Origin of the sequence: Vibrio sp. T9, assembly GCF_003123985.1 — a bacterium.
In the GTDB taxonomy this organism is placed as follows: domain Bacteria; phylum Pseudomonadota; class Gammaproteobacteria; order Enterobacterales; family Vibrionaceae; genus Vibrio; species Vibrio diabolicus.
This window is the reverse complement of record NZ_NIGY01000005.1, coordinates 14,607-40,420: the sequence shown is the minus strand read 5'-3', so window position 1 is coordinate 40,420 and position 25,814 is coordinate 14,607. Positions and strand designations below refer to the sequence as shown.

Below are 25,814 nucleotides of genomic sequence, written 5' to 3'. Positions count from 1 at the left end.
ATCTAACCACAGTTCCTTATTTTGGATAGTATTTTTTGAGGTTTGAGAGATAAACACCTTTTAAATTAGGTTGTTATAGCGATGTTTTTCTAAATTTTAGTAGTCATTTATCTTTGAATTTAGCGAATAGATTGCAAAGGTGTTGAATTATTGTACTGAAAATGGCGTGCACGGCAGAGTATCGTGGTGAATTTCATGTTGGAGGAAATAAATGGAATTATTCAAACTGTGACGACGGCACTGTACATCAGTTGACTTGAATCAATTGAGGGTGGAGTTACCTCTTATGAGGTATGGGGAAGAGGTACGTTTAGCGCTATTTATGCTTAACTTGATAAAGGAGTTTCGTTGAGGAAATAGCATGAAATCCTCTCAGTCTAAAACATCGCAAAGTCGGCGTCGATTTTTGCGTGATACTGTCCGAACTGCGGCAGGCGTTGGCGCAGCGGCGTGTGTGTTGGGCTTACAATCGCTGCAAAGCCAAGCTCGAGAAACGAAAGGTGTGCCTATTCGCCCACCCGGCGCTTTGCCAGAAGGCGATTTCGAATCAGCCTGTATTCGATGTGGCTTGTGTGTTCAAGCATGCCCTTACGAAACATTGAAACTTGCGACATTACTTTCACCCGTCGCGACTGGCTCACCTTACTTTACTGCACGCGATATTCCCTGCGAAATGTGCGAAGACATTCCTTGTGTTGTCGCTTGTCCGAGTGGGGCGCTGGATCCGAAACTAACCGATATTGATGATGCTCGAATGGGTACAGCGGTTCTTATTGACCATGAAACTTGCCTTAACTGGCAAGGATTACGATGCGACGTTTGTTATCGCGTTTGTCCGCTGATTGATGAAGCCATCACGTTAGAGATGGTTCACAACGACCGAACCGGTTATCACGCCAAACTTATCCCAACAGTGAATTCCGAAGTGTGTACCGGATGCGGTAAGTGCGAACAAGCGTGCGTGTTGGATGTCGCTGCTATTAAAGTCGTCCCGACGGATTTGGCGAAAGGCAAAGTAGGCAGTCACTACAATTTTGGTTGGAAAGAGATCGACAAACCACTCGAAAATATCCTCCCTAGTGAGACGCCTGTGCCGGAAGGTGCGCTTGAATCGCTAAAAGGAGGTAAGTAATGGCAAAGAACTTAGCTCAAAATGCTGGCAAAGAAGCGGTTGAAAAGCTTGGCTGGTGGCGCGCGCATCGGTTTTTGATTTTACGCAGACTATGCCAGCTCACCATCATTGCGCTGTTTATGGCTGGGCCGACATTAGGGGCTCTAACCGGTAACCTCTCATCGAGTATGTTGCTCGATACGGTCCCTTTAAGTGACCCGTTAATTGTGCTTCAAGCTTTGGCGACAGGGCATATACCGGAGTTTAATGCGTTGTTAGGCGTAGTGATTGTCGTGGTGTTCTACGCGATTTTAGCACCGCGCGCATTTTGTGCGTGGGTGTGCCCGTTAAATGTCGTGACAGATTTGGCGGCTTGGCTGCGCAGAAAGCTCAACATTAAAGCGAGCTATCGTTGGTCTCCTACTATTCGTTATTGGCTGATCCCTGTTTTGATGTTGGGTAGTGCTCTGTCTGGCGCGATTCTTTGGACATGGTTAGATCCAGTGGCGGCATTGCATCGCGGATTGGTGTTTGGTATGGGCGCAGGTTGGGTGTTGATCGCACTGGTGTTCGTACTGGATTTACTCTTAGTTGAGCATGGGTGGTGTGGGCACTTATGTCCACTGGGTGCTACCTATGGTGTGATAGGCCGAAAAAGCCTGTTGCGCGTTACTGCTGTTCGCCGCGAAGATTGCACCAAATGCATGGATTGCTTTTACGTCTGCCCAGAACCTGAGGTGCTTCGACAACCATTGAAAGAGGGAGATCGTCGAGTTATGGATCAAAACTGCATTAGCTGTGGCCGCTGTTTGGATGTGTGTCCAGAACATGTGTTTGAATTTAAGAATCGTCTAACAGTAAAGAATATCGATTGAGTTACTGAGCCTCATCACTGGCGTTTTACCTATTTCTCTCGATATTTCAACATCGCGCTTAGCCAAGGAATTGAGTGCGATGTTTATCTTCATAACAATATCCCTATGCAATATCTGCTTGGTTTGGGTTGAAAATAATAATGATATTGCGAATTTGTTACATTTGAAGCTATGATGATGCCTTCATATTTAAAGGAAACATCATGACTACCTCATCGCAAGGCTGGAGAACGCCGCAAAATTTCCTCCTGTTAATTTCCATTATCGTGCCCATTGCTTTTTCTACTTGGATGGCGTTGTTGAACAACTTTGTTATCGAGAAAGCGAACTTTGATGGCGCTGATATCGGTTTACTTCAAAGTGTTAGGGAAGTACCTGGCTTTCTCGCTTTCACTGCGGTATTCGTTTTACTTTTTATCCGTGAACAACGCTTTATGCTCGTCTCTTTGGCGATGCTTACGCTTGGTACGGCATTAACAGGTTATTTTCCCACTTTGTACGGTCTACTTTTTACCACCTTGTTAATGTCCACCGGTTTCCACTACTTTGAAACACTAAAGCAGTCTTTGTCTTTACAATGGCTATCGAAAGAAGAAGCCCCGGAAATGCTGGGTAAATTTATTTCTGTTGGGGCTTTGGCTTCTCTGTTTACCTACGGCGCCATTTGGGTTTCGCTCGAACAGCTCAAACTTGATTTTAAAACGGTCTACTTAATGGCTGGTGGCCTAGGTTTTGTGCTTATTTTGGTGATGGCATTCGCTTTCCCTCAATTTAAAACAAAAGTGCCTCAAAACAAGAAACTCATTCTGCGTAAACGTTACTGGTTGTACTATGCGCTCACGTTTATGAGTGGTGCTCGCCGTCAGATTTTCACGGTTTTCGCTGGCTTCTTGATGGTCGAGAAGTTTGGCTACTCTGCCGCAGACATTACCTTGCTGTTTTTAATCAACTATGTCTTTAACTTCTTGTTTGCGAAGCGAATCGGCCGCTTCATCGGCGTTGTTGGTGAGCGTAAAGCGCTGATGTTTGAGTACGTCGGTTTGATCTTCGTATTCGTCGGTTATGGTTTGGTGCAAACCGCGGAGTGGGCTGCTGCATTGTATGTTGTCGACCATTTGTTCTTCGCGCTAGCGCTTGCTATCAAAACCTACTTCCAAAAAATTGCTGATCCTGCCGATATGGCGTCGACCGCTGGGGTTGCGTTTACTATTAACCATATTGCGGCGGTTGTGATACCCGTTACGTTTGGTGTGATTTGGCTGGTTTCTCCTGCTAGCGTATTTTACATCGGTGCAGGTATGGCGGCTGTGAGCTTACTGCTGTCACTCAATATTCCAGCGAAGCCAGAAGAGGGCAATGAGACCCGCTTATTAAAGTGGAGCTAAGTTGGTACTTACTATCTAGTAATAGAAGTTAATTACTGTTAATAGCTTCATTGAATTGGGTGCTTAGGCACCCCTTTCTTTATCTTCATGTTGTTTCCTCTATGGTTGTACATATCTATTGGGTCCGTTAGGGTTTTATACCTAAGTATGTTGAAATTACTCGGATACAACATGAGCCGAAACACTAAGGAGGGTTTTACAGTGCAGGTACATGGCAGGGAGTTGGATTTAGATCTAGGAAACCGTCACGTCGTTATTCAACGTCGCTATGAGGCGTTAGGTGCTGCCAACGATCTGCTCATAGCTATTTGGTTTTTAATTGGTAGCTTTTTCTTTTTGAATGATTCGTTGATTGAAAGCGGGACTTGGTTGTTCATCGTAGGCAGCGCGCAGTTGATCATTAAGCCCCTGATAAAACTGATGAGTTTAGTTCATGTTGGTCGCTTAAATAAGCAACTTTCTGGCACATCAACGAGCCGCTGAGATTACACGCTTATTTTGAGCACCTGCAAGCAAGAGGCTAATGAGCGGGTTATCGAGGAGAAATAGGGAAAGATAACGTGGTCACAACACTAACCACGTTATGTTCAGTTTGAAGCTTCAGAATTTAAAACGGATACCAGAACAGTTGTGTGTCCATCACACGCTTGCTGATCGCAGCAATCACTATCACCGCAATTACCGCCATGCAGATCATATCGGCTTTGGTCAGTGGTTTTAAGCTGTACCAAGTGCGAGAGGAGTGGCGGCCAAAACCACGTAGCGTCATCGCGTTTGAGATTTGATCGGCTCTGTCCAAACTAGAGAAAATCAGAGGACCAAGAATCTTCGCCACGTTCTTCATACGGATGAACAACGGAGCCTTCTTACTCAGTTCTACTCCGCGTGCTTGTTGTGCGTGCATGATGTTAACAAAGTCCTTTTTCACTTCCGGCAAGTAGCGCAGCGTTAAGCTCACGGCATAGGCGATTTTGTAAGGCACACCTAAGCGGTTCATGCTGGCTGAAAACTCCGTCGGGTGAGTGGTAAATACAAACACCAACGCGATTGGGAACATGCTGAAGTATTTCAACGTCACTGTTACTAAGTAAAACAACGTCTCTTGAGTGAGCGAGTAATTACCGGGTAACGAGAGTAAAACCGTTGATGAGCCCATGAACTCAGTGCCTTGTTGCGGCGCTAACGCGAACATAAACAGGGCATTGATCAGCAATACCGTGCCTGTACCGAGTAAAAGTGGTTTATAGACATGAAATGGCACTTTGGTCATTTTCAATAAGCCCAAACCAAGCACGATCAACAGTGCAATGATTCGCAAGTCAAACGTGGTCAACACCACCGTTACCCAAGCAATGAAAAGCAAGAACTTAGTAATGCCATTCAACTTATGAAGTGGCGATTGGGTATCGATGTAGTTGATACCAAACTTCATCTTATTGTCTTTCATGCCACCGCTTTCTCTGGTTGGTTTACTTCGCTGCTTTTTTGTTGGCGGTGCGCTTTTTCTACATTGATAAAATGCTGCATAAAGCCATTGGTGTCTTCGATGCCAACTTTCCTAGCCAACTCAAACAGACTTGTTGTGGTGAGGTTTGCTTGGTCTAGTAGCTCTGGACTACTGAATACCTGCGTCATTGGTGCATCCGCGACTAATTTACTGTCTGCAATCACGATAGAGCGTGTGGTGTATTCCAGCACTAAATGCATGTCGTGGGAGATGATCATCACGGTTACGCCCAACTCGCGATTGAGCTTTTCGATGAAACTCAGCATTGATGTGTAGTTCCGGTAGTCCTGACCTGCCGTCGGTTCATCAAGGATCAGAAGCTCTGGTTCCAAGACCAGAATTGACGCAATGGTCACGCGCTTTTTCTGGCCATAACTTAATGCTTCGATTGGCCAGTGACGGTATTTGCTTAAACCACACAGCTCAAGGACTTCAAGTACTTTAGCTTCGATCTGTTTCTCTTCAATGCCACGATTACGGAGGCCGAAGGCCACTTCGTCGAAAATCATGTGATGGGAAATCATGTGATTCGGGTTTTGCATCACCACGCCCACTTTCTGGCTGCGCTCGAAGATGGTCAGTTCGTTAAGATCTTTACCATTCATGCTCATTGAGCCGCTATCCGCTTCAATAACGCCCATAATCAGTTTGGTGATGGTCGATTTACCCGAGCCATTTTTGCCAAGTACAGAGACAAACTCGCCACGCTTGATGTCAAAACTCACGTCTTCTAACGCGTTTTTCTCACCGTCGTAAGAATAGGTGAGGCCACGGACTTCAAGTAAAGTCTCGGCTGGCGTTTTAGGTGGTTGTGCTGTTGAACCATCAAACCATGCTTGTACTGCTGGTTTATATTGCTCCAACGGTAAGGTAGTTAAGCTAGAAGGTTTTGCATCGCCCTCAATCGCGCAGCCTGCTTCTTTCAGAGCCGAAATATAAAGCGGTTCGCGGATGCCGTAATCTTCTAGCAGAGGCGACGCTAAAATTTCATCTGGCGTTGTATCGGCAATGATTTCGCCGCTTTCCATCAAGATAATACGGTCAACTGAGCGATGCAGAACGTCCTCAAGACGATGCTCAATGATTACGATGGTTTTGCCTGTTTCGCGGTGTAGCTCATTGATGATCTCGATGGTTTTTTTACCCGTTTTAGGGTCAAGCGCAGCTAGTGGTTCATCAAACAAAAGAATATCGACGTCATCGACGAGAATGCCCGCCAAAGAAACACGCTGTTTCTGGCCGCCAGATAAATCGTGGGGAGAGCGATCTAACATCTGTTCCAAGTCGACCATTTTGGCCGTGGCTTTGACCAATGGGTACATGTCGATGTTAGAAGTTAGCTGGTTTTCCAGCGCAAATGCGATGTCTTCGCCAATGGTCAAACCGACGAATTGGCTGTCCGTATCTTGCAGTACGGTGCCAACTTGCTCAGTGTATTGGTGCATGTCGAAAGGGGCTGTGTCTTGACCATTGATGGTCAGTGTTCCACTGGTTTCCCCTTTGATTGCGTGTGGGATCAGTCCGTTAAGACATTGCCCAAGGGTAGATTTACCACTACCACTTGGACCTATAATGACGATTTTCTCTCCTTTCTCTATCCTTAGATTGATATTTTTTAGCGTCGGTTTGTCCAGCGACTCATATCTAAAAGAGAAGTTAGAAAATTCGATTGTCATTCGACATTAAGCCTCTGTTAAGTTACGGCTTTGCTTGTTACGTTTAGAGACAGACTTAAGAATGAAGAAGCCAACAATAGCAATAAGAATAGTGTTACCGATCGCGATAATTGAAAGCTGGGTAAACACTTTAGTGAACGGTTCTGCGTATAAAATCGTGTCGAGGAATGCAGAGCAACCGTAACCAAATACGTTGCCTAATAGCGCAAGTACTACGAATAACGCGAAGTCTTTCATATTGAAATCGCCTTTCTCTAAACGGTAGCGCGTTAGAGAAGGGAATAGACCGATAATCAAACCAACAATACCTGAACCAAGTACCCAAGTGAGCCATACGCCCCAACCTGCGAATAGGTCAGTGACCCAGTGGCCAATAAAACCAACCAAAAAGCCAACAAGTGGGCCAAATAGTACAGAGAACAATGCTAATACTGCCATGGCTGGTTTTAGCGTTGTGTTTGCAAACACAGGGATGCCAAACATAGGTAAGCCACCGATGCCGTAAAGAGCAGCACCAATTGCAATAACCACAACGGTTTTAGCTGAAAGATTCATAGATAACCTCAGTTCAATGGTCGATTTTAAAGAACGTTCATTTATATTGTTGGAAAGCATTGGTTATTTGAGTGTGTAACATATATCCAAAACAACCAAGCTGCTTATTGTTTGCTCTATTTTTCTTCAGGAAATGTGTGATTTGATTCACGTATCCCTTTGACTGGCTTTGTTTTTCAGCAAGCATTAAAAATAAGGCGCGCATTATACAGAATATTGATAAAAGTGGGAATGCTATCTGTCTGGATGGCTAGAATGAAATCGGAGGCTGATTGTCAGCCCCCGATTACACTTTCTGATACTATTTTCATCGATAAATGAATGAGCTAGCAGTTCATTAATGGTCTAGGTACAAATAGTTCTGCCAGCTCTTCATGCGAATCAGCACTTTGCGCATTACTGACACGTGAGTAAAGCTGTCTGAGTAAACGGCGACTTCAACCGCAGTACCCATTGGCAGGTGGTATTCGCTCAAATCGTCCGTGATTTTCAGCTTCGCAAATACACGTCCGCTTGTGCGCAGGGCATCGGTACCAAGCAGAGCACCTCTTGCTTGAATTTGGCTTTCACCAATGGCTGGAATCACGTCGATGACTTCGCCACGGAATACCTTGCCCGGTATCGCACGGAACATAAACTCCGCTTCAAAGCCTGCCTTCAAGCGTTGTAGCGAGTTTTGTCTGAACGCCGCCGTGTACGTAATGTCTTCGGTATGCACGAAGGTCATTGCAGGGGCAAGCGGCAACGGCACAGCCATCACACCAGGGCGCAAAGCCAATTGCGTAACGTAACCATCGGTTGGCGCACGAACGACGGTTTGCTCAAGGTTGAACTCTGCTTTACGTAGCTCAGCGAGTAGTTGCGCGACCTGGGTATTCTCACCGCCGATTTCCGACTCTAATGCGATCTGTGCTTGCTCTTGCTGCAAAATGGCAACGTCTAGCATGGCTTCTGCCGCTTTGTACGCTTGACGTCGAGTATCTAAATCTTGTTCCGTAAACGCGCCGCGATCAAAGCCCCTTTGATATCGGCTAAATTCTCTTTGTGCTTTATCTCTATCGGCTTGCGCTTTCAAAACCGCCGCTTCTGCTTCTCTCAAGTCAGACTCTAAACTCAACGCACCTTGGCTTGCTTCTTTCACTTTCGCTTCAAGGCGTGCGACTTCCGCTTCAAAAGGCACAGGGTCGATTTTGAAAAGAATATCGCCGGTTTTGAGCGGTTGGTTCGCTTGAACGGGCACTTCCACAACGCGGCCACGTACACCAGAGACGATAGGCGTGGTTGGGAATACTTGGTTACCTAACTGAGTAAATGGGTGGTTGTAGTTCATAAGAAGGACGAGTGTGCCCACCAACACTACGCCGCCAAGTACGGCTGTAGGTACGGTCCATTTGTTCAAAGGAATATTAAAGACTTTAAAAATGGCGATACAAAGGGCTGTGTAAGTCAGAATCAGCAATAAATCCATTATTCGTCCTCTTTACTTTGTTCAGTCAAAGGCCTTTGCTGAATCTTTTGTTGTTTCAACATCGATACTTCGTTTTTGAGTTCGTTGACTTCGTCGATGAGCTCTTCAAGACGGTGATGAATGTCGTGCGTTTCTTGCTCAAGTTGTTTGAAGCCCCAGCCTCGCTCCTTGCGCCACAATGTTGCCCATATCCATAAAAATGGCCACAGTGCATGTAAAGTGAAAAGGCTAACCCAGCCTGCGTAATGAATTGCGTCTTGATGAGGGTGTTCGCGTTCTTTAGCAATTTCATACGGAATATCATGAATAACGATAATCCCGTAGAAGATCACCAAAGCAACGAAGATGAGTAACCCAAGTGCAAAATAGTCTAGAAACATCTTACCTGCCTGTGCTTGTTACCTAATGGAAAATCTTACGTAAATGAACAGTTTAAGTATTTGTCTTAACTATCGTTCAATCAAGTTATTTTGTACTTGAATTATGTTTATGCGATATCCGTATCGATTGCTATTCGGGGACAATAAGAAGTGAAGGCGACTATATTCAAACTAAGTAGTAATAAAGGAAGGAATAGAGAATAAAAGCCACGGTTATGCCCCAAGTGAAGATTGGGGCATGGTTTAAAGTTCGGTACAGACTTGGTTTCGGCCATTGGCTTTGGCGCGGTACAAGGCTTTGTCGGCGCGGTAGAAGGTTCGTTGGGTATTCTCTCCTTCTCGATGTAAGGTAATCCCGATCGATATGGTCAACCCCCGCTCGCCAAGAATATCGTCCCAACCATATTGATAAATGCGTTCGCGGTAATTCTCGGCATGCATTTCTGCCCGCTCTAGATTGCTATTCTCTAGAATGACAAGAAACTCTTCACCGCCAAAGCGAACGCAAGAAGCGCCTTTAAATTTGAAGTATCCTGCTAATTCTTGAGACACACGTTTAATCGCTTTGTCTCCAACAAGGTGACTGAGCTCGTCATTGATGGACTTAAAATGGTCAATATCGATGACCATCAACGCAAATTTAGTATCGTGCAAAAGCAGGTCTTTGAGTTTGACTTCTAACCAGCGCCGGTTGTGCAAAGAGGTTAGCGGGTCAGTAAAGACATCTTGCTGTAGTTGGGCGACCGTATTCTTATGTTGTTTGGTGGTTTCCTTGAGTTCTTTGTTTTCAAGTTCTGACAAAATGAGTTTGAGCTGTAGCTCAAAACGAGAAAGTCGACGTAATTGAGTGGAACCCAATTCACCAATTGGAATGTGTTTGACAAGGTCAGATTCAATGCGAAACGCTTTTTTTTCACAGTTTAATGCTTTCTGAAATAACCCTTGAGAAGCGTAAACTTGACCCATTGCGTTGTAAAAATGCTGAGCGACAAGAGGAGACGAGTGCTTCTGAATTCGTTTACCGATAGAGTCCAGCACTAAGTTGGCTAAAGAGATGTGTCCGACACCATTTAGACAATATGCGGTCTCGATTTTGACCATCGTGGATAACCAGTACGTGGTAGCACTGCCCGTCGTATACTGGACATTAGAGATAGCAAGCAATGCGTTAGGGTAATCCTCTTGCAAACGATGCAGTTTGGCTCGGTAGAGATGAATTTGCGCAGCAAGGTTTTTATCACTGACGAGGATACTTAGCTCTTCACACTCACTCAATAATTCTTGTGCATCTGCGGTACGGTTCAAACTGATGTAACAAGCAAGCATGTAAAGCTTGTAGCGCAGACGTAGGGAGCGACTGCTAATGGCGTGATCGATCGCATCGATTTTTTGGTAATAACGCAAAGCACGATGGTGATCCCCATAGGCATCGCACAAATTGCCCATTCCAATAATAGCCAGTACGTACTCATCAATATAGCCATATTCGACGGCGATATTCGTTGCAGCAACATACTCGGTTAATGCTGCGTTGTAGTCACCTACTTCTACTAAACGATCACTCAAGCTTGCTTTTACAGACAGAATATCCTCTACATCGTCGGGTAAAACGAGCAACTCAAGGGCTTGTCGTAGTTCTTCGATGCTGTCGTTGAGCTGTTTAATTTCTCGTCGATACTCGGCACTAATGATATAGCAATGTGCTTTTTCTCGGTTCGTGGATGCAATATGTAACCCGATGTGCTCCCACAGCGTAATCGCTTCTTCACCAGAGACGGAAGAAGGATCGATGCCTGCGTCAGTCACCTTGCTAAGCAGTTGTTCCATGCTTCATTACCTCAATATAGCTTTCTTCGAGTTGCTCCAAAGTGAATGGGAAGGTCAGGATATCTTGCAAATACAGTATCGGTTTGGGACCTTTTAGCCCGCGACGTTTCCATGGATAGATGTCTAACATTGCCTGAACCGTACGATAGACATCTTCTGCTGCTTGACCTTTCTCTGCAATTAACATAGCTAGTCTGTCACTGGAAATTCGTGAGATGAGATCACTTGAGGTCGTCAATGCATGAACTAGCTCAGTACAAACATCGAGAAATTCGGGGTTTGCATGCTGAATCATAATGATCGCGTGGTTGGAGCGTTTGAGCTCTGTTTTAAACAGAACTAACTGTTCCCACCAGTAGGTCTCGGACACAACATTAGAAAACTGTTTTTCAGGGTCATACTCATGTTGAGAACGGATTCGATTAATCAGCTTACGCGCTCGTTGCTCTAGCTGGCGTTTGGAGCCGCGTGCTTTATCCATACTGACTCGATGAGTCTGTTCTTTGAGCATTTTGAGTGCATGTTTACGGTATTTTTTAAACGCGTTAAACGCTGATTCAAAATCACCTTGCTCTTCAGCGACTCGAGATTGCTGAAAGCAAATCTGACTTAGTAGCTCGCCGTTGTCAAAACTAAGCGCGGACTCTTCTGCTGCGAGTAGTAACTTTGCTGCACTATCCGTATTTTTGCGCAAGAGTTCGAGCCTTGCGCGGCTAATAAACGAGTGTGCTTTCATCCAAATTAGATCATGTTCAATTGCGAGTTTATGGGCCTTTTGTGTGGCTTCTTCTGCGGCATCAAGGCGTTCTAGCCCAAGTAGCGCTAGGCCTTTAAAGTCCCAGATCTCGGCTTGCCATGTGCTGTCATCATGATCTTTTAGTACTTCGGTTGCACCATCCAGCACAGTGAGCATTTCGACAAACTTATTCAGTAAGTAATAGTCCCAAGCCAACAGGATACGAGCTTTGCCTTCCAACCAAGCAATACGGACGTTGTTTGCCACTTTAACCGCCAACTCATGAGTGGAAGCGGCAAGTTGATGCTCATTTGTGATGCGCCATACGTTGCCAAGCCCAATTAGAGATTCGATTTGAATTTCAATATCATCAACGAGGGCAGATTGTTCGAGTGCATTAATCCAATATTGTTGGGCTGAGTAATACTTTGCTTGTCCCCAATATTGGAGAGCAAATAAATGAAGAATTTCGGGCAGGTGGTCGTCGGTTTCAAGTTGGGTTTGCTTGCTGTAGGCGTCTTTGACTAGCTTTAAGCCTTGTCGGTAATCCATTAGGCACCAACAGCACTGCGCCATTATCAGCAATGCTCTGATTTCACCATCCACAAATAAAATTTGCTCCGCGCGGATACGGTATTGCTGCGCAATACTGAAGGTGTGTTCAGGGGCCGTTTTTATTTGGCCTTTAAGCTTTTTGAGCTCATCTTCTAGCTGAATTTGGTTTTTATCCAACGTTCACATCCATGACTATCGAACTGGAATTCACACCTAATATTAAGTGGTTAGATGCATGTTTTATTACCAAAACGATGCGGATAACGCTTTGGTAAACGATTAGGTGCCGTAATGTATACTGTCACAGCCCCTAATTACTACATCTAAATGCCAATAGTTACGATAGGAGCTGTTTGATGGTCAAAGGAGCATCAGTGACTTCTAGCCTTTGTGCGGCGGTAAGACCCTGCTTATCCTGATAGCACAAATTATGCCAAGCTCTGAATATATCTAAAAGGGGTAAAATTCCAGCAGGTCGTAATTTGCGACGTGGCTCGTTAATGAAGCTTTCGAAAAGGATCTGGAAGCGATTTTGATAGAACTGCACATGGCGAGTTGTTGCAACGTTAAACCATTTCTCGGGCTCATTTCTATCACCAGCAAGGTAGCAAATGCCTTTGTGGCTTTCGTCTTGAGTGGAGATCGCCCAGCGATCTCGCCACCAGCTCATATAGGCGATATCGACCTTGCCAAAAGGTGTGCTCATGTCCCAATTTGCATCTTCTTCTACGTACATCAAGTCGACATTTTTCTCTTTAATTCGAGACAAACAAACGCTCAGTGCTGCCGAACGTAGCAGGGGGTCTTGAGGCATATATAGAGATACACGTTTGTTGGGGCAACACATATCAAGTACATGCAAGTAATGAGCGTATGATGTGTAAGGCGGACGAACTAATGCACCTTTAGATGGGTAATGGAATACGGAAAGATTACCAAGAGGATCTTCCACGTTACCGCGAGCCAAAATGGTTTGGTATTTTTGGTCAATACGCTCACGCAGGAGATTCGAAGGTTCCGCTGGCGGTTCACTTGCTTCCGCAGTGTACTCTTGGGAAACAAAACGAGAGACCTCGTCGTACGGGTTATGGTCTAGCGTGGCGATTGGCTCTTCATCAGCAGAATAGTTCACATGTTGACAAAGAATATAGCCTGAGTGGGCTTCACCAGAAACAATCCAGTAGACACCATTATTGCTGTTTGGCTGCAATGCAACATAGTTTGAGGCCAATTCATAGTGCGTTGCGTGGTTTACCCAACGAGCATCAATAGTGGCTAATTTACGGCGACAGCGACTCGCAATATGATCAACATGGTCGTAAAAGGTTTTCGGGTTGATACTGAGTTTTCGGCAGATCTCGCGTACAGAGTAACCAGTAAACAATAAGCCCATTAAATTCTCTTGGAATTGTAGCTTTTTGTTCGCGCCTGACCATTTATCAACAAAGGTACTTTGACACGCTTTACAACGGTAACGTTGACGATCACCACTGTAACCGAAAGCGTGGTAGAGGTGTTTATGTGTGTGGACGGATAGTCCAAAGTTCTCGCAATCATCATTGCGGCACGCAGGCAACCCGTCACTGTGGACGTGTCGCAGGCGATGAAGTTCGTTCACGACATCGCGATTGTTAAGTAAGGGGGGGAAAGCTCCACATTCACGGCATACCATCGCCGGACGTTTAGGGTTAGCATGTTGCAGAACGTAACGCTTTGCATCACTCAATCCAAAGTTGTCACACGCCAATGTTTTACAAAAGTTGAGTTGTAACCCATCTGCGTCTTTTGGCAGTTCGCCGTTAGACACAATCGCCCCCTCGGGATAATTCGGGCAGCCAGCAATAACTCTGGCTGCAAATTATTACTTACTACTTGTTCTTAGATGTTGATTGCGGTTTCTAGCGCAACTTTCATCATGTCGTTGAACGACTTTTGACGCTCTTCTGAGCTTAGTTTTTCGCCACGGATGATGTGGTCAGAAACCGTTAGGATAGTTAACGCCTTCGCACCTAGGTCTGCAGCAACACCGTAGATACCAGCCGCTTCCATGTCTACACCTAGGATGCCTAGTTTTTCCATCTTCTCGAAGATGTCAGCTTCTGGTGTGTAGAACAAGTCTGCAGAGAATACGTTACCAACTTTCACTGGTACTTGTTGAGCACGCGCTTGGTTTACCGCTTCTTCTAGAAGGCTGAAGTCAGCGATTGCAGCGAAATCGTGGTTGTTGAAACGGATACGGTTAACTTTTGAGTCTGTAGAAGCACCCATACCGATAACAACGTCCATTAGGTTAACGTCGTCACGTACCGCGCCACAGCTACCTACACGGATAACGTTTTTCACGCCGTATTCAGCGATTAGCTCGTGTACGTAGATACAGCATGAAGGGATACCCATACCGTGACCCATTACAGACACTTTTTTACCTTTGTAAGTGCCAGTAAAGCCGAACATGTTGCGAACGTCACAAACTTGCTTCACATCTTCAAGGAAAGTTTCTGCAATGTATTTAGCACGCAAAGGGTCGCCTGGCATTAGAACTGTTTCAGCGAAATCACCTGGTTGTGCGTTGATGTGTGGGGTTGCCATAAGTGCTCTCCAAAGTTTTGTTCTGATAAAACGCATCTATTATAGGATGCTATTACCAATTCTGTTGAACTTGTTCGTTTTCGTTGAGGCAATAATATCGGGACGTACAGTGGTCCCTTGAGAGGTTAGTCACAAAAACCACCCTTTTCGAAACTAACCAAGCTATTGATAACTAAATCTGTTGAAAGCAAAAAGGCAATCGATTTGCTTTTGAGCGATTTGTTGATTGCGCACACAAAACAGCCAAAGAAAAAGATAAATATTTTTTAAATCGAGCTGATCGAAATCGCGGAGGAGTAAGTAAAACGATTAAATTGTACAATTAATTTTCTTGTACAATTTAGGGAGGCTTGCTATAAGTTATACAACTAAACTTTTTGTATAGGGATGACGTTGCTATGGAATCTTCAATCAAAGTAGGTATCAGTTCTTGCGTGTTAGGTGAACGCGTGCGTTTCGACTCTGGTCATAAAGTCAGTAACTTTGTGACTAAAGAGCTTAGCAATTATTTTGACTTTGTTTCTGTATGCCCCGAAGTGGGGGTCGGCATGCCGGTGCCACGCCCGACGATTCGTTTAATCAGTAATGAAGAACGCATCGCGTTGGTTGAAACGAAAAATCCCGACAATGATCACACAGATAACATGCTGACTTATTCCGTAAATAAAGTGGACGAGCTTCAAAATGAGCAATTGTGTGGTTACATCGTTTGTGCCAAGTCACCAACATGCGGTATGGAACGCGTAAAAGTGTACAGCAAAAACAACGCCGCAAAAGAAGGGGTTGGTCTTTACACGAAAACGTTGATGGAAAAAATGCCGTGGTTACCTGTCGAAGAAGATGGACGCCTAAATGATCCCGTTCTTAAAGAGAACTTCATTACTCGCATTTACTGTCTCAACGATTTTTATGAATCGATGGCAGGTGAGCCGACACGCGGTAAGATCATCGATTTCCATTCTCGTTACAAGCTAACGCTTATGGCGCACCATCCAGAGTCGTATCGATCTTTGGGGCGCTTAGTCGCAGATGTTGCCAACTATGAGATTGACGAGTTTTACCGAGAATACCGATTAGGTCTGATGACGGCGCTATCGAACCGTGCCAGTCGCAAAAACAACACGAATGTGTTGATGCATCTTCAAGGGTATTTCAAACGCTCTCTAAACAAAGATGAAAAAGAAGAACTCGCGACCGTGATTCAAGACTATCGTACTGGCACGCTGCCATTACTCGCGCCACTAACATTAATTAAACACTATCTAAATGCTTATCCAGATGAATATCTGCAAAAACAGAAGTTTTTAGAGCCACACCCGCAGGAGATGAGATTACGATATGGTTTGTAGTTCAGAAGAAAAACTATACGCGATCCGAGACGTCGCAGAAATCACGGGTGTGAAGCCAGTTACGCTGAGAGCTTGGCAGAGAAGATACAATTTGATCCAGCCTCAGCGAACAGAAAAAGGGCACAGACTTTATCGACAGCAAGATCTCGATACGATTCGTGAAGTCCAGAGTTGGCTCGCGAAGGGGATTGCCATCGGTAAAGTAAAGGGACTTTTGGGAAAAAGTGTGGACGTAGAAGTCAACAATGAAGTTCGTACTCTCGAAGAAGTAGAAACCATGTTATCAGCACTGTCGAAACTGAATCGAGGTAAAGCGGAGAGCTTACTTGCCTCTGTTCTCAAAGAGTATCCATTGAACTTGGTTATTGAACAATTTATCGACCCTGTATTTGGCGCGCTGGAGATGGTCAAAGGATCGCTGAGATCGTTGCAGATGGGGTTATTTCAAACTTGTTTGATTACTCGTCTTGCCCTTGTTATCGACTCTGAAAACAAAGCCGCTTCCAAAGGGAAGTGCTTGCTTATCAGCTTTGAACAACATAGGGAAGCAGAGAGCTGGATTCAAGCGGCGAAGTTGTGTGAGCAAGGGTATCACACGACGTTGATCGACAAAGTTGATGATGTCTCTGGTTTACTGGAGCACGAAGTTGTTGATAGCTACTCGCTCATTTACCTGTTTTCCAATAAAGCGCTGGCAGCTAAGCAAGTGGAGTCCATCAAAATGCTTCAAACACGTTTTGGAGAACGTATTGGATGTTCTGAAGTGATTGAGAAACTGCACCTAACAGAGTAGACGAAACGAAGGGGACACCATGATCTTAGTATGGTTTCGACGTGATTTACGAGCGTTAGACCACACCGCACTTAAAGCGGCGTTAGATTCAGGTCAGCCTGTTGTCGCTTGTTTTATCGCGACGCCAGAGCAGTGGCGAGAACACCACATGGCGCCGATGCAGGCGGATCTCATTGCTCGTCGTTTAGAGTATCTCAACGACGAGTTGGAAAGCCTGAATGTTCCTTTTTTATATAAAGAGGTGCCGTCGTTTTCTGATTGTACCGAAGTGATTAGTGAATGGGCGAAAACACTTGAAGCAACGTCTGTTATGGCGAATATTCACTATGAAGTGAATGAACGAGAGCTCGATGCACAAGTGAGTGAGGCGCTAGCTTCCCATGATATCGATTTTGAACTGTTTCACGACAAATGTGTGCACCCACCAACGACGGTTCTCAATAAGCAAGGTGAGTATTTTAAGGTATTTACACCATTCAAACGTGCTTGGTTGACGCAGTTTCAAATGCCAACGGTAACAAAGCCTCACGAACAAGTGCCGTTAAGCAGCAAGCTATTGGAACAATTAGAGCCGATTCGATTTAGTTCAGACTTCACGTTTAGCTATCCTCGAGAGTCCAGCGAGGATTGGTTTGCTTCGACCAATGATGTTTTAAAGCAGCTTAGGGAATTTGCTCGTGAGCGCAGTGATGCTTACAAGGAAGATCGAGATTTCCCGGCTATTGATGGCACCAGTCAATTGTCTCCCTATCTTGCGATTGGTGCATTGTCACCAAGGCAATGTATTGCTCGCTTGTATGCTGAAAACCAACAAAATGACCTAACAGAAGGGAAAGCAACTTGGTTGAGTGAGATCATTTGGCGTGAGTTTTATCAGCATCTGTTGGTTTTCGAACCAAAGCTCGTTAAAGGCAAAGGCTTTATCGACTGGGAGGATAAAATTCAGTGGTCTTATGATGAGCAGGCTTTTGAGCGATGGAAGACTGGAGCGACAGGGTACCCGATCGTCGATGCAGCAATGCGTCAGCTCAACCAAACAGGCTGGATGCATAACAGGCTTCGCATGGTTGTCGCGAGCTTTCTCACCAAGGATTTACACATTGACTGGCGTTGGGGCGAAGCGTACTTCATGAGTAAGTTGGTGGACGGCGATTTCGCAGCAAACAATGGTGGTTGGCAGTGGTCTGCATCGACGGGTTGTGATGGGCAGCCGTACTTCCGTATTTTCAACCCGATAAGCCAAGGTGAGAAGTTTGATTCTGATGGCCAATTCGTGCGCCACTGGGTGCCTGAACTCAAAAGTGTGCCAAACAAATACATCCATAAACCTTGGACTTGGGAGGGATTTTCTTTACTGGAATATCACAAGCCGATGGTTGATCACAAGACAGAAAGAGAGATAACCTTACGGCTCTTTAAAAGTGCCAAGGAATAAAGTGAAATGCTTAGCAAAAAGCGATCAATGAGTTTCGCAAAACGTACGCTGTTATCTGTATCGTTATCTTTAGCGAGTGGTTTGTCATTCGCTAAAATGTACGAGCTACCAGAGGATGGCAGTCGTTTAATTGGTCGCCTTGAAAACCACGTCGTGCAAGAAGGCGAAACTATGGCAAATATTGCCAAGCATTATGATGTCGGGATGCTAGGTTTAATGGCGGCAAATAAAGGCGTGGATCCCTTCTTGCCAGAAGAAGGACACGTTCTTACTATTCCAACACAACTGATCCTCCCAGATGTACCCCACAAAGGCATTGTCATTAATTTAGCGGAATTGCGCTTATACTACTTCCCGAAAGGAGAAGATATTGTGCATGTATTCCCCGTGGGAATCGGGCGAATTGGGCGAGACACCCCGGTGATGACAACGCGTATTAGCCAAAAGCGTCCAAACCCTACGTGGACGCCGCCAGCCTCGATTCGTGCCGAGTACAAAGCGAAGGGCATTGACTTGCCAACCGTTGTACCTGCCGGTCCAGACAACCCACTTGGGATGTTTGCATTGCGTTTAGCCTACGGAAATGGTGAATACCTTATTCACGGTACCAACAAAGACTTTGGCATCGGCATGCGCGTCAGCGCGGGTTGCATTCGTATGGACCCAAGCGACATTGAATGGTTGTTTGAAAAAGTTCGTAACGGTGAAGAAGTGAATATCATTAACCAACCAGTGAAAGTATCACTAGAGCCGGACAGAAGTGTATTTTTAGAGGCTCATGAGCCATTGACTCGCAGCAATGGTGAGAAAGATCACCTACAGGTACCAAAAGAGTTAAAGTGGTGGCTGGATGAGTTCGGACTGAAAAATGTGAAGGCTAAAGCAGCGATTGCCGCACAGAATGGGGTTCCTGTCGAAATAACCGCGCCTTAACAGGCGTTAAGACGCGGTATCAAATCTTACTTAGTGTAAGACTGAGCGATGTTATCGATACGCTCGTTAGCACGCTCAGCTTCTTCTTGAGCAGCCATTGCTGCTGCACCTGATTTTTGAACGTCAGATTGAAGAGCTTGTACGTCTTGGCTTAGTTGGCTAACTTGGTTGCTTAGTTCGTCTAGTTTTGCTGCATTTGCTGTTGCTGCGTCATCAGAAGAAGCACAACCTGCTAGTAGAAGTACTGAAGTTGCTGCAGCTGCGATCAACGTTTTGTTCATATAAGAACTCCTTGCTTATAGTGAAAGTCTCACTACCAACTATTATTTTATACAGTAGCGAGGTTAAATGTGGATACATTTTATCAGTACATGATGTAGCAAAAGTCAAAAAAACCCAAGAATTTCATGGAGTACCTGACGTCAACTTTTACCTGAGCTTAACAAAGGTGAGTGAATTATCATCTCCCTTATTCCCACAACAGTTCTCATAGCAGGTGTTTTTGCCACGTTCCTGATATCAATAATTTAGACGATATTGACACAAATGAAAGTTTCTCGGCGCAAATAACTGCCATTTGCGCAGTTTTATTGGAGAACGAGAGGCGCACCTTGGGCTCGCTTTTCTCTAAATCTTAAGCCAAGCAGCTGACCAACAAAGCGAGGGTATGTTCTTAATTGAGCCGCAAATGATGTTTTGTTTTCATCTGTGGGAATTAGTTTGTGTGATCTCTATCTATACTCCTATGATTTGCGGTATTATACCGAGCTTTATTTTTTTGCTGCGTTAGAGCGGAAACGACATTACAGAGCGCTCAGACGCTGACTGATTTATTGGAGAATACTTTGCAATTTAAAGATCTAGGCCTAGACAACCGATTGTTGAAGAACCTAAAACACTACGATTTTAAAAAACCAACTGACATTCAAAAGCAGGCTATTCCTGTTGCGATTGCAGGCAAGGATTTATTGGCATCTTCGAAAACGGGTTCGGGCAAGACTTTGGCGTTTGTATTACCAATGCTTCACAAGTCTTTAAAGACAAAATCGTTTTCTGCCAAAGACCCTCGCGCAGTTATTCTTGCTCCCACTCGTGAGCTAGCGAAACAAGTGTATGGTGAGCTTCGCTCTATGCTTGCTGGCCTATCTTATGAAGCTGCATTGATTTTGGGCGGTGAGAACTTTAATGATCAAGTGAAAGCACTGCGCCGTTACCCGAAATTCATCGTGGCGACACCAGGACGTCTGGCTGACCACTTAGAGCACCGCTCGCTTTACCTTGAAGGTTTGGAAACGCTGATCCTTGATGAAGCAGACCGTATGCTGGATTTGGGCTTTGCACCAGAGCTTCGTCGTATCCATAAAGCAGCTAAGCATCGTCGCCGTCAAACATTAATGTTCTCTGCAACGTTGGATCACGCCGACGTAAATGACATTGCGGCTGAAATGCTCAATGCTCCGAAACGTATTGCTATCGGTGTTTCTAACGAAGAACACAAAGATATCACGCAAAAATTCTACTTGTGTGATCATCTTGATCATAAAGAGGCGATTCTAGATCGCGTACTTTCAGAAGCAGAATATCGCCAAGTTATCATCTTTACGGCGACGCGCGATGATACTGAGCGCCTAACAGCGAAGCTAAACGAGAAGAAACTGAAGGCCGTTGCATTGAGTGGTAACTTGAACCAGACTCAACGCAATACGATCATGAGCCAGTTTGAGCGAGCGGTATTCAAGATCCTAGTGACAACAGATGTTGCTTCTCGTGGCTTGGATATTGCGACAGTGACACACGTCATTAACTTCGATATGCCAAAGCATACTGAAGAATATGTACACCGTGTTGGCCGTACGGGCCGTGCTGGTAACAAGGGTGATGCGATTTCTCTTGTTGGTCCAAAAGACTGGGATAGCTTTAAACGTGTAGAAGCTTACCTACAACAAGATCTTGAGTTTTCAGTATTCGAAGATCTGAAAGGTAAGTTTAAAGGCCTGAAGCCACCTAAGCCAGATTTCCGTAACAAGAAAGCGACAGCGAAGAAATCACGCCCTCAAGCGAAGAAGTCGGCTAAGAAACCTGTTAAACGTGACAAGAGTTTCTACAAAAACGTATCAGTGGGTGATGATGTGTTCATCCCGAAGAAAAAGCCAGCGGCACCAAACTCTGAAGAGTAAAAGTCGCACCAGTTTTCAACTGATTTTAGTTTTTCAAAACCCGAGTGTTCGCACTCGGGTTTTTTTATGCTTATCTCCAGGCGAAATGATGTCTTTCTATACTAACGTGTTTGCTAGGCTTTTATATTTATCTGGTTTTATATAAACAGCATAGATCGCTAATTTAGAGAGATATTAAGTTTTATCACCTCGGTCCAAGCAAACGTTTTTCCTCACATACTAGATAAAAATTTCACATGATCATGAAAATGATAATTGATCTCATTTTTATTTAAGGGCAAAATACGCGCCATTGTATTAATCCTATAAATGAATTCGCTCTCTATATGAAATTTACTCATGTTTTTTTAGGGCTCATAATTACCTCTAGTTCTTGCTTTGCCGTTAATGACTTTAATTGGTTGCGAGATGACGCTCGTAAAGATGAGCGAGTTCTTACCTACCTAACAGAGCTGAACCGTAAGACTGAACAGCATCAAAAAAAATATCAGACGTTGACGCAAGATCTGCTCGCGCAGTGGGAAGCCATGGTGGCAGATAAAGGTGATAAACCATGGTCGATCGTAAATGGACGCGAATGGACGTTAACGCGTCGTGACGGTGGTTATGTGTTGCTATCACGCTCGAACCAGTATGCACAGGAGAACACAGTATTTGATTTCTCTGAACGTCAATCTGCATATCCGTATTATCAAGTAGGGCAGTGGCAAGTAAGCGGAGACACGTTGCTTTTCACTGAAGATATTGATGGCAGCGAGCAATATCGCGCCGTGGTTGTTGATTTACTCTCTGGCCAATCTACGGAGCTGGCAACGCACGTCGATAGCGGTGTATTGCTTTCACCTGATGGTAAGATGGCTTACCTCGTTTCGAAGGAAATGCGTACACAGCGACCTCATCAGATCCTACGCATCTCCACTGAATCTTTGGCTAAAACCGTTGTATGGCACGAATACAAATCAGATTGGTTACTTTCTTTCTACCGTGCGGCAGATAGCCGTTACGTGGTGCTGCAAAGTAACAACGAGTCAACCACAGAGCAGAAGCTTGTTGATCTAGAAACGGGCACCGTAAGCGATTCACTGAGAGTGTCGGAAGCGGGCGTGGAATATTACGCGGATGTGGCGAAAGGGCGCGTTTATATCAACAGCAACCTTGAAGGTACATTTGCACTTTATCAAACCGATCTAGCACCTGTTAGCGCAACATGGCAACGCTTTACGACCCCTCGTGAACCGCTTGACCAGTTCTACCTTTATGATGCAGGAGTTGTGGCACTCAGTAAGCCGAACAACGTAGCGACATTGACGGTGTATTCATACCAAGGTCAGGAAAAAGTGATACTGCCATTAGAACAGGATGGCAATGTCGCTTGGTTGAGTACGTTGGGCGATTTTGAATCAAACAAGATTCGTATACGAAGCATGTCGATGACTACGCCTCCTCAGTGGGAAGAGTTTGATGTAAAAACGCTGACTAAAACCTTGTATTCTCAAGATACTTACCAAGATTTTGATAGTCAACGTTATGTCTCCCAACGCATTTTTATCAAGCACGATGGTGTTTCTGTCCCGGTCTCTTTAGCGTATCGCAAAGACAAATTACACGCGCAATCACCTGTGATGATTTACGGCTATGGCGCATATGGTTTTACGATGAAACCGTACTTTATGCCTCAAGTCATAAGCTTGCTCGACCAAGGCGTGATTTACGCTATCGCCCATGTTCGCGGCGGTGGGTACTTTGGCGATGAGTGGCACGAGCAGGGCCGTGGTGTGCGCAAAGCCAATTCTATTGGTGATTTTGTCGCGGCCGCTAAGGCGATGCAAACGTTTGAACGCGGCAATAGAAAGATTTTTTCCATCGGTTCAAGTGCTGGTGGCACGTTGGTCGCGGGAGCGGTTAATCAAGACCCTAAATTGTTTTCAGGTGTCGTGCTTAAAGTACCTTTTGTTGATGTGGTAGCAAGTATGTCGGACACCTCACTTCCGCTGACCACACAGCAGTATGGCGAATGGGGTAACCCAACCAAATCTGAGCAACTGGCGCTAATGAAAGCGTACGATCCAATTCTCAACATTCATAAAGACGCTTACCCACCCATGCTGGTTCAAGTCGGTTTGATCGATCAGCGCGTGCCTTACTGGGAAGGTGCCAAGTATCTCGCCAAGGTTTCCGCGCTAAGTGAGCGCGACGGGCCGTACTTGTTGCAGACCGATTTTAATTCGGGCCACCAAATGGACCCACGACAAGCGCAAGAACAACAAGCAAAAGAATACGCCTTTCTTTTATCACTAATTAAAACATCTAAAGCGGAGCAGTAAATGAAGCTTACCCCAGTGTCAGCGGCAGTACTTTCGGTACTAGCTGCCAGCCAAGTGCACGCCAAATCTGACGTTTTCTCTATGGAAGAGGTCGTGGTGACGGCGAATCGGATTGAACAACCAATGTCTGAACTAGCAGGCAGCGTCGCAGTTGTCACCAGCGAAGAGATTGAACAAAAGGGCGAAACAGAGCTTTATGATGCGCTGCGTCACGAACCTGGGGTAAGTGTTTCTGGCGGAGCTGGGCGTCCACAAAACATCACGATTCGAGGCATGACGGGTAATCGCATTATGATCATTCGTGACGGTATTCGCTCAGCAGACGGTTTCGGTGCGAATGACAGCAATGACAAAGTGGGCCGCGATACGTTTGATCTTTCTAATCTTGAATCATTAGAAGTAGTGAAAGGGGCGAGCTCCTCAGTCTTAGGTTCTGGTGCTATCGGTGGCGCTGTGATTCTAAAATCCAAACAGCCGGGTGAGTTTTTAAAAGATCGTGACTTTTATGTTGATGCCACGGGCACGTACACGGGGATCAGCAATAAATACAAAGGCGCGAGCAATCTGGCATTTCGTTCTGGCGACACTGAAAGCTTAGTCAACGCGGCGTATTGGCAAGGTGAAGAGACGCGTAACTTCAGCCAAGATTTGTACAACCGCGATTTGGATGGTTACAGCGCGTCATACGCCATCAATCATTTCTTCAATGATGAAGTGATGGTCAAAGCGCGTGCCGAACTTTATCGGCAAGACCAACAACGCCTGGAAGGTTCGCCATCTATACAGAAGGATGGCAAATGGCATATCGAAGACTTCGCAGAAGATGAATCGACAAAAGAGTACAGCGCTTACATTGGTGCAGAGGTTACACCGATTAATCCAACTTGGTTCGAAGAGTTAGATACAAAGGTCTACTGGCGCCACACCGAAGTGGTGGAAGACACGAATCGTTTAATGAGACAAGTTGACCACAATGGTTTGACTGTTAGACGTCGCGAGCTAGAACACAAAACCTTCATTGATGAAACAATTGGCTTCCGTGGTGATTTCACCAATACGATTTATGCTGCAAATGCTGAGCACCAATTGGCTTACGGTATCGAGCTTTCTACTGACTATTATGAACGCACAGATAGCGATTCCAAGATTGATTGGAACGGGGTAACGCCTTCGACCAAACAACCTTTCGCTCCTGCTCGTGCTTATAACATTGGTCTGTACGTTCGAGATATGGTGGAGCTGGATAAATGGACCATTACAGGCGGCCTGCGCTTTGATGCGCACCGTCTAACACCGGACGGTGAGGGTGAAGTGGGCGGCTTCCCATTAAAAGACATGGATAGCTCAGAGGTATCTCCAAGCCTATCGATTTCTCGTGAAGTGTTTGCCAATAACATCGCTTATGTATCTTATAACCACGGTTATCGTGCTCCGGAATACGACAAAGCGTATGGCTTCGTAAACCATGACTTTGTGCCGCTAACGCCGTTTGTCATTGCACCGAACATGGACCTAGAGGCTGAAACTTCGGACTCCTTTGAAATCGGTAACAAATTCGATAATGGCCGCGCGCAACTTTACGTTTCTGCGTTTTACAACAAGTTCCAAAACTTCATTGATGTTGTTACCACAGGGCAAGATAACTTCGGTAACTACATCAAGCAATACCAAAACTTACACGGCGTTGAGACCTACGGCGCCGAGCTTTCTGCCGCGTACGCTTTCACTTCGTCTTGGAAGCTAAGTACCAAGCTTGGTTATGTGGACGGAAAGGACGCCGAAGGCGAGTACGTTCGTAGCATCACACCTTTCGAGGGCAATGTTGGGCTGAACTATCAGCAGCAAGACTTTAATGCGTTCGCGACGTGGAACTGGGCTGGTTCGATGGAGCGTGTGCCGAGTTGCCAAACGTCACTTGGACAAAAAACCGAATGCGCACAAACAGAGGCATGGAACACGCTCGATTTGGGGGCAAGTTACCAAATCACCAAAGATTTTCGTTTGAGTGCGACCATCATCAACCTGTTCGACAAAGAATACATTCGCTACCAAGACGTTGCTGGCATAGCGGATGAGAGCAAACGCTACTCAACGGAACCAGGTCGTTACTTTACGGTTAACGCGAAGTACATCTTTTAG

21 protein-coding genes are annotated in these 25,814 nt (G+C 45.3%); 11 read left to right on the top strand and 10 right to left on the bottom strand.

Annotated elements, in window-relative coordinates:
- Window positions 1–361 precede the first annotated feature (361 nt).
- The 4 genes from napG (at window position 362) to CBX98_RS11010 (ending at window position 3,854) form a co-directional block, all read left to right on the top strand.
- Window positions 362–1,132, top strand: coding sequence for a ferredoxin-type protein NapG (napG, locus tag CBX98_RS11025; protein ID WP_006741942.1), 771 nt, complete (start codon window positions 362–364; stop codon window positions 1,130–1,132).
- Window positions 1,132–1,986, top strand: coding sequence for a quinol dehydrogenase ferredoxin subunit NapH (gene napH, locus CBX98_RS11020; protein ID WP_109169213.1), 855 nt, complete (start codon window positions 1,132–1,134; stop codon window positions 1,984–1,986). Before napG ends, napH begins: the two co-directional genes overlap by 1 nt.
- A 203-nt stretch (window positions 1,987–2,189) precedes the next feature.
- Complete coding sequence (locus CBX98_RS11015) at window positions 2,190–3,371, top strand: MFS transporter (RefSeq protein WP_005394895.1); 1,182 nt, start codon at window positions 2,190–2,192, stop codon at window positions 3,369–3,371.
- Window positions 3,372–3,542: 171 nt separating this feature from the next.
- Entirely contained in the window at window positions 3,543–3,854 is a 312-nt protein-coding gene (locus tag CBX98_RS11010; protein ID WP_043884592.1) for a YrhK family protein, read from the top strand.
- 124 nt (window positions 3,855–3,978) lie between these two features.
- Here the strand turns inward: CBX98_RS11010 and CBX98_RS11005 are convergent, their stop codons facing one another.
- The 9 genes from CBX98_RS11005 to deoD all read right to left on the bottom strand — a co-directional run bounded on the left by CBX98_RS11005 (window position 3,979) and on the right by deoD (window position 14,664).
- Window positions 3,979–4,818 carry an energy-coupling factor transporter transmembrane component T gene (locus CBX98_RS11005; RefSeq protein ID WP_109169212.1) on the bottom strand — a complete coding sequence of 280 codons (840 nt, stop codon included), beginning with the start codon at window positions 4,816–4,818 and terminating at the stop codon, window positions 3,979–3,981.
- Window positions 4,815–6,554, bottom strand: coding sequence for a DUF3744 domain-containing protein (locus CBX98_RS11000; protein ID WP_109169211.1), 1,740 nt, complete (start codon window positions 6,552–6,554; stop codon window positions 4,815–4,817). The genes CBX98_RS11005 and CBX98_RS11000 overlap by 4 nt, the downstream gene beginning before the upstream one ends.
- A gap of 6 nt (window positions 6,555–6,560) precedes the next feature.
- Entirely contained in the window at window positions 6,561–7,109 is a 549-nt protein-coding gene (locus CBX98_RS10995; RefSeq protein ID WP_109169210.1) for an ECF-type riboflavin transporter substrate-binding protein, read from the bottom strand.
- Window positions 7,110–7,446: 337 nt separating this feature from the next.
- Window positions 7,447–8,577, bottom strand: a complete 1,131-nt coding sequence (locus CBX98_RS10990; RefSeq protein ID WP_047009576.1) for an HlyD family secretion protein — start codon at window positions 8,575–8,577, stop codon at window positions 7,447–7,449.
- Window positions 8,577–8,957: a DUF3302 domain-containing protein gene (locus CBX98_RS10985; RefSeq protein ID WP_006741936.1), complete on the bottom strand. Its 381-nt coding sequence runs from the start codon at window positions 8,955–8,957 to the stop codon at window positions 8,577–8,579. The genes CBX98_RS10990 and CBX98_RS10985 overlap by 1 nt, the downstream gene beginning before the upstream one ends.
- Window positions 8,958–9,200: 243 nt before the next feature.
- Entirely contained in the window at window positions 9,201–10,784 is a 1,584-nt protein-coding gene (locus CBX98_RS10980; RefSeq protein WP_109169209.1) for a diguanylate cyclase, read from the bottom strand.
- Window positions 10,768–12,252 carry a hypothetical protein gene (locus tag CBX98_RS10975; protein ID WP_047009573.1) on the bottom strand — a complete coding sequence of 495 codons (1,485 nt, stop codon included), beginning with the start codon at window positions 12,250–12,252 and terminating at the stop codon, window positions 10,768–10,770. The genes CBX98_RS10980 and CBX98_RS10975 overlap by 17 nt, the downstream gene beginning before the upstream one ends.
- A gap of 160 nt (window positions 12,253–12,412) precedes the next feature.
- On the bottom strand, window positions 12,413–13,882 hold the full coding sequence (locus CBX98_RS10970) for a hypothetical protein (RefSeq protein WP_005394913.1): 1,470 nt from the start codon (window positions 13,880–13,882) through the stop codon (window positions 12,413–12,415).
- 71 nt (window positions 13,883–13,953) lie between these two features.
- Complete coding sequence (gene deoD / locus CBX98_RS10965) at window positions 13,954–14,664, bottom strand: purine-nucleoside phosphorylase (protein WP_109169208.1); 711 nt, start codon at window positions 14,662–14,664, stop codon at window positions 13,954–13,956.
- Window positions 14,665–15,062: 398 nt separating this feature from the next.
- Here deoD and CBX98_RS10955 point away from each other — a divergent pair, with 398 nt between their 5' ends.
- Genes CBX98_RS10955 through CBX98_RS10940 form a run of 4 tightly spaced genes read left to right on the top strand, consistent with a single transcriptional unit; the run spans window position 15,063 to window position 19,174 of the window.
- The gene (locus CBX98_RS10955; RefSeq protein ID WP_062851811.1) at window positions 15,063–16,013 is read left to right on the top strand and encodes a DUF523 and DUF1722 domain-containing protein; all 951 of its coding nucleotides are present in this window, start codon (window positions 15,063–15,065) and stop codon (window positions 16,011–16,013) included.
- Window positions 16,003–16,806, top strand: coding sequence for a MerR family transcriptional regulator (locus CBX98_RS10950; protein ID WP_109169207.1), 804 nt, complete (start codon window positions 16,003–16,005; stop codon window positions 16,804–16,806). The genes CBX98_RS10955 and CBX98_RS10950 overlap by 11 nt, the downstream gene beginning before the upstream one ends.
- A gap of 19 nt (window positions 16,807–16,825) precedes the next feature.
- Window positions 16,826–18,241, top strand: coding sequence for a deoxyribodipyrimidine photo-lyase (phrB, locus tag CBX98_RS10945; RefSeq protein WP_109169206.1), 1,416 nt, complete (start codon window positions 16,826–16,828; stop codon window positions 18,239–18,241).
- A 6-nt stretch (window positions 18,242–18,247) separates the two neighbouring features.
- Window positions 18,248–19,174 (top strand): L,D-transpeptidase family protein, encoded by a 927-nt coding sequence (locus CBX98_RS10940; protein WP_005394922.1) that lies wholly within the window; start codon window positions 18,248–18,250, stop codon window positions 19,172–19,174.
- A gap of 26 nt (window positions 19,175–19,200) precedes the next feature.
- On the opposite strand, the gene CBX98_RS10935 is transcribed toward CBX98_RS10940, so the two are convergent.
- Complete coding sequence (locus tag CBX98_RS10935; protein WP_005375145.1) at window positions 19,201–19,455, bottom strand: Lpp/OprI family alanine-zipper lipoprotein; 255 nt, start codon at window positions 19,453–19,455, stop codon at window positions 19,201–19,203.
- Between the two features lie 552 nt (window positions 19,456–20,007).
- Between CBX98_RS10935 and CBX98_RS10930 the strand changes: the two genes are divergently transcribed.
- From CBX98_RS10930 to CBX98_RS10920, 3 genes are all read left to right on the top strand, one after another.
- Window positions 20,008–21,351, top strand: a complete 1,344-nt coding sequence (locus CBX98_RS10930) for a DEAD/DEAH box helicase (protein WP_047009779.1) — start codon at window positions 20,008–20,010, stop codon at window positions 21,349–21,351.
- A 326-nt stretch (window positions 21,352–21,677) separates the two neighbouring features.
- Entirely contained in the window at window positions 21,678–23,675 is a 1,998-nt protein-coding gene (locus CBX98_RS10925) for a prolyl oligopeptidase family serine peptidase (protein WP_109169205.1), read from the top strand.
- Entirely contained in the window at window positions 23,676–25,814 is a 2,139-nt protein-coding gene (locus CBX98_RS10920; protein ID WP_109169204.1) for a TonB-dependent hemoglobin/transferrin/lactoferrin family receptor, read from the top strand.

What these genes read in the sequence shown, in the direction of transcription:
- CBX98_RS11010 (WP_043884592.1), top strand. Translation starts at nt 3,543, where the DNA reads ATGAGCCGAAACACTAAGGAGGGTTTTACAGTGCAGGTACATGGCAGG.
- phrB (WP_109169206.1), top strand. Translation starts at nt 16,826, where the DNA reads ATGATCTTAGTATGGTTTCGACGTGATTTACGAGCGTTAGACCACACC.
- CBX98_RS10980 (WP_109169209.1), bottom strand. Translation starts at nt 10,784, where the DNA reads ATGGAACAACTGCTTAGCAAGGTGACTGACGCAGGCATCGATCCTTCT.
- CBX98_RS11015 (WP_005394895.1), top strand. Translation starts at nt 2,190, where the DNA reads ATGACTACCTCATCGCAAGGCTGGAGAACGCCGCAAAATTTCCTCCTG.
- CBX98_RS11005 (WP_109169212.1), bottom strand. Translation starts at nt 4,818, where the DNA reads ATGAAAGACAATAAGATGAAGTTTGGTATCAACTACATCGATACCCAA.
- CBX98_RS11000 (WP_109169211.1), bottom strand. Translation starts at nt 6,554, where the DNA reads ATGACAATCGAATTTTCTAACTTCTCTTTTAGATATGAGTCGCTGGAC.
- deoD (WP_109169208.1), bottom strand. Translation starts at nt 14,664, where the DNA reads ATGGCAACCCCACACATCAACGCACAACCAGGTGATTTCGCTGAAACA.
- napG (WP_006741942.1), top strand. Translation starts at nt 362, where the DNA reads ATGAAATCCTCTCAGTCTAAAACATCGCAAAGTCGGCGTCGATTTTTG.
- CBX98_RS10935 (WP_005375145.1), bottom strand. Translation starts at nt 19,455, where the DNA reads ATGAACAAAACGTTGATCGCAGCTGCAGCAACTTCAGTACTTCTACTA.
- CBX98_RS10990 (WP_047009576.1), bottom strand. Translation starts at nt 8,577, where the DNA reads ATGGATTTATTGCTGATTCTGACTTACACAGCCCTTTGTATCGCCATT.
- CBX98_RS10925 (WP_109169205.1), top strand. Translation starts at nt 21,678, where the DNA reads ATGAAATTTACTCATGTTTTTTTAGGGCTCATAATTACCTCTAGTTCT.
- napH (WP_109169213.1), top strand. Translation starts at nt 1,132, where the DNA reads ATGGCAAAGAACTTAGCTCAAAATGCTGGCAAAGAAGCGGTTGAAAAG.
- CBX98_RS10955 (WP_062851811.1), top strand. Translation starts at nt 15,063, where the DNA reads ATGGAATCTTCAATCAAAGTAGGTATCAGTTCTTGCGTGTTAGGTGAA.
- CBX98_RS10940 (WP_005394922.1), top strand. Translation starts at nt 18,248, where the DNA reads ATGCTTAGCAAAAAGCGATCAATGAGTTTCGCAAAACGTACGCTGTTA.
- CBX98_RS10985 (WP_006741936.1), bottom strand. Translation starts at nt 8,957, where the DNA reads ATGTTTCTAGACTATTTTGCACTTGGGTTACTCATCTTCGTTGCTTTG.
- CBX98_RS10920 (WP_109169204.1), top strand. Translation starts at nt 23,676, where the DNA reads ATGAAGCTTACCCCAGTGTCAGCGGCAGTACTTTCGGTACTAGCTGCC.
- CBX98_RS10995 (WP_109169210.1), bottom strand. Translation starts at nt 7,109, where the DNA reads ATGAATCTTTCAGCTAAAACCGTTGTGGTTATTGCAATTGGTGCTGCT.
- CBX98_RS10950 (WP_109169207.1), top strand. Translation starts at nt 16,003, where the DNA reads ATGGTTTGTAGTTCAGAAGAAAAACTATACGCGATCCGAGACGTCGCA.